General features: G+C 71.4%; 3 protein-coding genes and 1 pseudogene. All 4 read right to left on the reverse strand.

Going from position 1 to position 4,388, the window contains the following annotated elements; genetic code table 11:
• Window positions 1–80: 80 nt before the first annotated feature.
• Complete coding sequence (coaD, locus tag G6027_RS15710) at window positions 81–593, reverse strand: pantetheine-phosphate adenylyltransferase (protein WP_182637980.1); 513 nt, start codon at window positions 591–593, stop codon at window positions 81–83.
• The gene (gene rsmD, locus G6027_RS15715; protein WP_182637981.1) at window positions 590–1,177 is read right to left on the reverse strand and encodes a 16S rRNA (guanine(966)-N(2))-methyltransferase RsmD; all 588 of its coding nucleotides are present in this window, start codon (window positions 1,175–1,177) and stop codon (window positions 590–592) included. Before rsmD ends, coaD begins: the two co-directional genes overlap by 4 nt.
• A gap of 29 nt (window positions 1,178–1,206) precedes the next feature.
• A complete protein-coding gene (gene recG, locus G6027_RS15720) occupies window positions 1,207–3,483 on the reverse strand; it encodes an ATP-dependent DNA helicase RecG (protein ID WP_182637982.1) in 2,277 nt (758 codons plus the stop codon).
• Window positions 3,480–4,388 (reverse strand): annotated as a pseudogene (locus G6027_RS15725) (Dak phosphatase); the annotation flags it as partial. The gene recG and the pseudogene G6027_RS15725, both read right to left, overlap by 4 nt.

The following is a 4,388-nucleotide window of genomic DNA, read 5'->3' on the forward strand; positions in this document are numbered from 1 at the left end:
CCGGTGGTCCGGGACGCCGGGGCTCCGATTCGCTCCTGCGCACCGCCCTGGCGCCCGGTTCACTCGCCGATCCCGGCCGCTCAGCCCGGCCGCTGAGCCCGGCCGCTCAGCCCAGCCGCTGAGCCCAGCCGGTCCTTCAGGGCTCGTGCGACGGGATCGGGCAGGAGATGCGAGACGTCCCCGCCCAGGCGCGTGACCTCACGGCACAGCGACGAGGACACGAAGGCCAGGTCCGCCCGGGTCGGCAGGAACACCGTGTCCACCCCCGCGATCGACCTGTTCATGTGGGCCATCGGCAGTTCGTAGTCGTAGTCGGTCGAGTCGCGCAGACCCTTGATCACGGCCGTGGCGCCCTTCTCGCGGCAGTAGTCGACGAGCAGCCCGTAGAAGCTGTCCACCCGGACGCCGGGGAGGTCCGCGCAGACCTCCTCGATGAGCGCCTTCCGCTCGTCGATCGTGAACGTCCCCTGTTTGTTGGGATTGGCCACCACGCACACGATCACGTCGTCGAACAGTTCCGCCGACCTCCGGACGATGTCGAGGTGCCCGAGGGTCACCGGGTCGAACGAGCCTGGGCACACGACGGTGGTCATCGGGCGACCGTATCAACAGGGCGGGCGATCTCGACGGCGGTCTCCCCGTAGGTCCGTTCGAACTCCACCTCGAATCCGTCGGGCCACCGCACCGCCGGGTCCCGTCTGGACCTCTCCCACACCACGAGGGCGTCCCCGGCCAGCCAGCCGCCTGTCGACAACGCCTCCAGGACGGGGGCGTCGAGCTCCCCGGACCTCTCGTACGGCGGGTCGGCCAGGACGAGGTGGAACCCTCCGGCCACGGGGCACGGCCCGGCGACGGCGGCGGGCAGCGCCGCCCGCCTCACGATCGGTCGGACGGACGGGAACGACGACGACAGACCTGCCGTGTTCGCCCGGATGCTCGCGACGGCCCGGGCGTTGTCCTCCACGAACCACACCACGTCGGCACCCCGGGAGACCGCCTCCAACCCGAGTGCGCCGGATCCCGCGAACAGGTCCAGTACCGCGGCGCCGTCCAGGTCCATCCGACTGTCGATCGCGCTGAACAGGGCCTCGCGGACGCGATCGGTGGTGGGCCGGGTCCCCGAGGGCGGCACGGTGATCGACCGCCCGCGCAGGCGGCCCGAGATGATGCGGGTCATGGCTCCCCTGATGGTCGAGATGGTGGTGGTCAGTACTTGAACAAGTAGTCCGACTCGTCCGAGCCGGACAGCCGGCGGACCCGCTCGGCCAACGCCGGGTGGGTGTCGAGCCCGGGGTCGGAGTCGAGGATCTCCTCGGCGTGGCGGCGCGCGATCTCGATGACCTCGCCGTCGTCCACGACAGACAACAACCGGAGCGAGGCCAGCGCACCCGACTGGGCGTCTCCGAGGACGTCACCCTCGCGGCGTTGGACCAGGTCGAGCTGCGCCAACAGGAACCCGTCGGTGGTGGCGGCGACGGCGTTCAGACGTTCCATCGCCTTGCCCCCCTCGCGGGAGTTGGTCACCAGCAGGCAGAGCCCGGGCAGGCCGCCCCGACCCACTCGTCCCCGGAGTTGGTGGAGTTGGCTCACCCCGAACCGGTCGGCGTCCATCACCACCATCACGGTGGCCTCCGGTACATCCACCCCGACCTCGATCACGGTCGTCGACACCAGCACGTCGAGATCGCCGGAGGCGAACGCGGTCATGGTCGCGTCCTTGGCCTCGGGAGGCAGCCGGCCGTGCATGAGGCCGATGCGGAGTCCGGCGAGGGGTCCGGCGGACAGGTACTCGTGGAGCTCCACCGCGGCGACCAACGGAGGCCTGTCGCCGCCCTTGTCGTCGTCCCCTCCCTTCGTGGCACCGTCCGGGGCGTCGGTGGTGTCGGCGTCGATCCGTGCGCACACGACGTACGCGCGGTGACCCGCCCCGACCTCCTCCCGCACCCGCTCCCAGGTGCGCTCCACCCATCTCGGTCTGTCCCGGGCCGGCACGACGGAGGTCGAGATGGGTCTGCGACCTCCGGGCAGCTCGCCCAGCTCCGAGACCTCCAGGTCGCCGAACACCGTCATCGCGATGGTGCGCGGGATCGGCGTCGCCGTCATCACCAACAGGTGCGGGACCAGCCCGTCCCGGCCCTTGGCGCGGAGCCGATCGCGCTGACGGACCCCGAAGCGGTGTTGCTCGTCGACCACGACCAACCCCAGGTCGAAGAAGTCGACGGAGTCCTGGATGAGCGCGTGTGTGCCGACGACGATCCCGGCCTCCCCGGTGACGATGTCGAGCAGTGCCGCCCGCCGCTCCGCTGTGGACATCGACCCCGTCAGCAGCACCACCCGTGTGGCCTGGTCCGCGGCGCCGAGTCTGCCCCGCTCACCCAGGTCACCCAGCATGGCCGTCAGCGAACGGTGGTGTTGGGTGGCCAGGACCTCCGTGGGGGCCAGCATCACGCACTGGCGGCCGGCATCGACCACCTGGAGCATCGCGAGCAGTCCGACGACTGTCTTCCCGGAGCCGACCTCGCCCTGGAGCAGGCGGTTCATCGGTTCGTCGAGCGTCAGGTCCGCCGAGATCTCCTCCAGGACGGCCTCCTGCCCGGCGGTGAGCACGAACGGCATCCGGGCCTCCATCGCGGCACGCAGACCGTCCGTGCGCACCGGGCTAGCCGGCGCCGGGTCACGGGCGACGAAGCGGCGCCGGGCCCCGAGAAGTAGCTGCAGTGCGATGGCCTCGTCGAATCGGAGCCGGTAGCCGGCCCTGTCCGCGTCCTCGACGCATCCCGGCAGATGGGCCTTGCGCAGCGCCTCGTCGAGGCCCATCAACCCCGCGGCCGCCAGGACCGTGTCGTCGAGGGGGTCCACCACGGGGACCAGGGCGCGGATCGCGGTCACGACCGCGCCCAGCAGGTCCCATGAGGTCACACTCTCCTTGGCCGAGTAGATGGGCAGGAGCGGGCGGTCGAACAGACTCGGACCGCCCTCGGCGTCGATCTCCGCCGAGAGACGGGCGAGCGCGGCGAGGTCACCCGAACCCTTGAGCTCGCCGCCGGGACCCGAGACCGACCGGAGGACCAGGAACTCGGGGTGCTTGAGATCCAGGGACTGACGGAACCGCGACACGGTCCCGTCGAACATCGCCACCGTGCCCACCGGGAGCATGAACTTGATCCTGCGGCCGGCGAAGTAGACCACCTTGAACGTGGTGTCCTCGTCCTTCACCGTGAGCGTGAGCATCTCCCGCGCCTGGCCCTGCTTGGTGGTGTAGGTGCGGGTCGCGGCGGTGGCGACCGTCCCTATGATCGTCACCCGCTCGCCGTCGACGAGCTCCCGCCTGTCATAGCGCTGCCCGTGCTGTCGGTAGCGGCGGGGCAGGGTGTGGAGCAGGGCGCCGACGGTCCGGTGGCCGAAGGCCGTGGCGATCCTCTCGGCCAGACCTGCGTCGAGGACGTCCTCCAGAGGCGTGTCCGTGGTGGCGAACGCGCTCATTCGACCCCGACGTGCGCGAGTACCCGGCCCGGTCCGGCCGCGTATCCGGCGACCTCCACGTCCGGGTGATCGTCGCGGATCCTGGTCAGCGCCTCCTCGGCCGCGGCGTCGTCGTAGTCAGCGCCGAGCAGCAGGGTCACGAGCTCGCCCCCCGAGGAGAGCAACCGGTCCGCGAGCGCGCACACCGCGTCCACCGGGTCCGTCTCGATGAGCGCGACGTCGTGGCCGACCATGCCGAGGAGATCCCCGGCTGCGCAACGACCCACCAGGGTGAGCGCGTCGTGTTCGGCCCGCACCAGGTGCGCGTGTCGGGTGGCCGCGGCCGCGTCCGCCATCCCGAAACCGTCCAGGGACAACGTGGTCGAGGGGTCGTGGACGGCCAGCGCGGACAACCCCTGGACTACCGACCCCGTCGGGAGGATGAGGGCGTTCCCGTCGACGTCGCGCAGCGCGGCGTCGAGTGCTCCGATCTGGGCCCTGGACAGCTCACCGTTGGGCAGGACCAGCAACTCGTCCGCGGACAGGGCCAGCACCGCGTCGATCACCCCGCCCTCGTCCGGATCGACCGTCCGCGCCCCCGCACCCGAGAACAGGTCGGCCAGTGGCCCGTCGGGGACGATCGCCACCACCGTGCGCTCGGGCTCGCGCCCGGTCCGGTCCTCACCCTCCCCGGCCCCACCCCGTCGACCGTGCCCGGCCGGCCCGCTCCCGCCCACCGGGTCCAGCATGTCCGTCACGCGGATCTCGGTGACCCGGCCGAGGGAGAGCGCGACCTCGACCGCCGTTCCGATGTCGTCGGTGTGGACGTGTACCGCCCAACGGGCGTTGTCCCCCGTTCCGCCGTCGCCCACGACCACCACGCTGTCCCCCAGGGTCCGGAGAGCGGACCTGAGCTCGTCGGCGCA

Source organism: Dietzia sp. SLG310A2-38A2 (genome assembly GCF_014145095.1).
GTDB lineage: Bacteria > Actinomycetota > Actinomycetes > Mycobacteriales > Mycobacteriaceae > Dietzia.